Genomic DNA, 3099 nt, shown 5'->3' on the forward strand with positions numbered 1-3099 from the left:
AAACCAAGAATAACGGAAAACGGAATTGATTATATCCTTGTCGGAGATTACTACATCCCGGATTTGAAACTGCCGGAGGAACACCGCCCCATTGGGAAGTATGGACGGCTACATCAGGAATATTTAAGAGAAGTCCACCCAGCCAGATTGAACACATTGATATTGACCGGGGAGTTATGGACATATCTTGCAGACCTGAACGAACAGGCACAGGAACGGTTAGACATCATCATGGAACAGATGAAAACTGCCGAGGGCGTAACCGAGGAATTGAAGCGTACCCATCAAATGGAATGGGTGCAGCGTTGCAATAACATTCACAACCGGGCAGAAGAAATTGTTTTGCATGAGATGATTTATTCGTAATGATATGTTAAGAGTTAAGCAAATATGAAGTTGTCAAGTTTTTTCAAACAGCCTCATTGCATAGAAATGACAAACAGATTATTCTTAAAGCAGGAGGTGGCAGAAATGGCAAACGAAGATAAGAAAGATTTTAATGCTATGTTGCACGACAATAAGGATATGCCAAAATTTCAAATCATTACAGACCAGAAAAGTATTGAAAAATATGGTGGCAGTAAAATGTATTTTGCACCGCCAATCGACTATGACAAAGTAATGAAAAAAATTCCGTATGGTAAAGTGATTACCGTCGGGAAAATACGAGAATACTTTGCGGAGTTAAGTAGTGCAGATTTTACAGAACCGATTACAGCAGGAATTTTTGTTTCTATTGTGGCATGGGCGAGTTATCAGCGTTCAGAAGATGAAACGCCTTATTGGAGAACATTGAAAGCAAACGGAGAACTAAATGCTAAATACCCAAATGGTATTGAAGCACAAAAAGAAAAATTAGAAGCAGAAGGACACACCATCATTCAAAAAGGGCGTAAAAATGTACGATACTATGTAAAGGACTATGAAAACTCCCTCTTTGATTTGAAATAGGTAAATTTGAATTTGGCAGATGTAAAAGGATTTTGACACTCATAATAAGTGATGTCAAAGCTATTTTGTAGACAATAGTGGGTGTTTTTCCTACAATAAAAGTGCAAGGAGGTATAGTGGCATGGAGCATGATATTGGATGCAAAATCAAGGCAGCCCGAATTGAAAAAAAGCTGACGCAAGAACAGGTTGCCGAATTGTTGGGTGTGAGTCGTCAGACCATCTCAAATTGGGAAAATGAAAAATCCTATCCAGATATTATCAGCGTCATTAAAATGAGCGAATGCTACGATGTCTCTCTTGACTATCTATTGAAAGGAGAACAAAAAATGAAAAGCTATTATGATTATCTTGAAGAAAGTACGAATGTTGTGAAAAGCAATGCCAACAGAAACAAGATTATTACGATTCTCTCCTATCTCTTGATTTGGGCGTTTGCAATGATAGTGTTCTGGTTTTTTGCAAGTGGAAGTGACGCTATGGGTTACAGTTTGATGTTTCTTTGGTTTATTCTTCCTATATCCACATTTATTGTATCTATTGTTATTGGTAAAAATAACTTTTGGGGAAAAGGAAAATGGGCATTCACTCTTTTCTTTGGCGTAATGTATATGCTTGCTGAATATGGCACATTCAAAATGGCAAACAACATTGCTTTTAACAAACTGAATGCCCCTGACTTGGGAATGATTGTAGCCGGAGCAATAATCTCTGCAATCGGTATGTTGGTAGGTTCACTGTGGAATAAGAAACGCCACAATCAAAAAAAATAAGTAACAAGAAAAATCCCAACTTGTTATTCTGAAAATTTAACTGAATAACCACAGCACAAACCGCTGCTACATGGAAGCTAACAAACCATGCAACAGCGGTTTTTCTTTACCGTTTTTTCCTCTGACTGATAGGCGTTCCCATTTTCTTTGATTTTTTGAGAATCCGAATCAGCCAGCGAAATTCTTCGTCTGACAGATTTTTATAGTTGATACCAAGCTGCTTGCAGTAAAGAACAACCAGCTTTTCATCCCGACTGCCCTTGAAATTTTCGACTGCTTCCAGATTTTCTTTCAGTTCATCGGCAACGGTAGTTTGGGGTGCGCTCTCGCTGTCCTTTTTGTGGGCTTCCCGAATATCCCGGATAATGAGATTGAGGTCATCCCGTACCATGTGGCTGAAATACTCATCATCACTGATATGGGCAGCTTGCAGCACCTTTAAATGCGGGTCATCTTCGCCGGGGCGATACCGTTCAATGATTTCATGTCGGACGGTATCGACAAGGGCATTGAGGTTCTGAATCTGCATGGTGGCAATCCCATCCACATAAATCTCAATGTCCGCAAGAAACTTGATAAAGTCCTTATGGGTGGCAAGTTCGCAGAGCAGGCGGTTGTTAATCCGACCGCTTTTCAGGAGTGCCACCATTTCATCACTCAAATGCAGCTCCCTTAATGGCGTGTTGATCTCTGTCCTGTTCTCTGACCGGCAAAAGAGATAATCGAGGGACACCCCATAAAAATCTGCCAGCAGGATAAGGTTGCCATGATTGATTTCCTTATAGTCATCTTTTTCATAACTGCCAAGAGCCGATTTTGAAATACCCGTTTGCTCTGCCAGTTCTTCCAGTTTTAATCCTTTGTTTAATCGTAAATCTTTTAGCCGTTCCTGTATTGTAGTAGCTCCGTTCATTGAAGCAGCTCCCCCTTTTTGACAACATATATAACCGTTGAATTGATTATACCATATCAATTCCGCAATCGTGGAAATTTCTGATTTTTACCCCTGATTCCTACTTTGTGGACATACGGCACAGGGCACAAAAATGTTCTATGATACAGGTAGTTCATCGATGGATTATTCCAATCGAATGACCAGCCTGTGTGGGATATGCTTCCCTGGCGATGTAGCGCCATGACTTTTGGCAGGGATATGGAGGAACCCTGACCGAAACGAGCGTACCAAAGGGAGCGATACGCCGCTGTGAGATTCAGGGGAGGAACGACACCGGGGAGAACTGGCGAACTGACACCGAAATGATACCGAAACACGACAATCTGATAGGGGGACAGTCTACCCTATCGCTGATACTTCGGGAGATTTTAAGCGGCTCTATGGCTGTAATTTTGCCGAAAATCGCCCCGAAACCATACAC

General features: G+C 41.1%; 4 protein-coding genes. 3 read left to right on the forward strand and 1 reads right to left on the reverse strand.

Going from position 1 to position 3099, the window contains the following annotated elements; all coding sequences use genetic code 11:
• From DWZ44_RS17790 to DWZ44_RS17800, 3 genes are all read left to right on the forward strand, one after another.
• Positions 1–366, forward strand: a 366-nt coding sequence (locus tag DWZ44_RS17790) for a TnpV protein (RefSeq protein ID WP_117805423.1), incomplete at its 5' end; no start/stop codon positions are given.
• Between the two features lie 105 nt (positions 367–471).
• Complete coding sequence (locus DWZ44_RS17795) at positions 472–951, forward strand: MGMT family protein (protein ID WP_055154158.1); 480 nt, start codon at positions 472–474, stop codon at positions 949–951.
• Positions 952–1072: 121 nt separating this feature from the next.
• Entirely contained in the window at positions 1073–1723 is a 651-nt protein-coding gene (locus DWZ44_RS17800) for a helix-turn-helix transcriptional regulator (RefSeq protein ID WP_055060282.1), read from the forward strand.
• A 106-nt stretch (positions 1724–1829) separates the two neighbouring features.
• Here the strand turns inward: DWZ44_RS17800 and DWZ44_RS17805 are convergent, their stop codons facing one another.
• Positions 1830–2636: a helix-turn-helix transcriptional regulator gene (locus DWZ44_RS17805; RefSeq protein WP_055154162.1), complete on the reverse strand. Its 807-nt coding sequence runs from the start codon at positions 2634–2636 to the stop codon at positions 1830–1832.
• Positions 2637–3099: the final 463 nt, after the last annotated feature.

The organism is Blautia sp. AF32-4BH, assembly GCF_003460565.1.
Lineage (GTDB): Bacteria > Bacillota > Clostridia > Lachnospirales > Lachnospiraceae > Fusicatenibacter > Fusicatenibacter saccharivorans.